At 73.0% G+C, this 355-nt stretch carries 1 rRNA gene; it reads left to right on the forward strand.

Annotation, left to right across the window (positions count from 1 at the left end):
- Positions 1-226 precede the first annotated feature (226 nt).
- Positions 227-343: ribosomal RNA gene (gene rrf, locus ACTQXO_RS08760) — 5S ribosomal RNA — on the forward strand.
- Positions 344-355 lie beyond the last annotated feature (12 nt).

A 355-nucleotide genomic window follows, 5' to 3' on the forward strand; every position in this document is an offset into this window, starting at 1 on the left:
CTACCTGGTCGATAGACGGCAGGTGCAAGGGCGGCGACGCCCTCAGCCGAGCCGCACTAATCGCCCGAGCTCTTCCGGAACCGCACCTCGCGGCCCGCGGGACCCAGCGCTCACGCGCGGTCCGGGCACGAGGATGCCCCCGAGTCAGACCTCTCCTATGCGCCATGCGGCCCCCAGGGCACGAGGATGAGACACCGGGCACCGTAACGGTGGGCGCCGCCCACCGGTCAGCGGCCAGAGCATGGGGGGGCACGCCCGGTCCCGTTCCGAACCCGGAAGCTAAGCCCCATCGCGCCGAGAGTACTGCGGGGCCAGCCCGTGGGAGGCCAGGGCGCCGCTGACCGGTGGACGGCAC

This window comes from Collinsella sp. LCP19S3_D5, from assembly GCF_052121415.1.
Classification (GTDB): domain Bacteria; phylum Actinomycetota; class Coriobacteriia; order Coriobacteriales; family Coriobacteriaceae; genus Collinsella.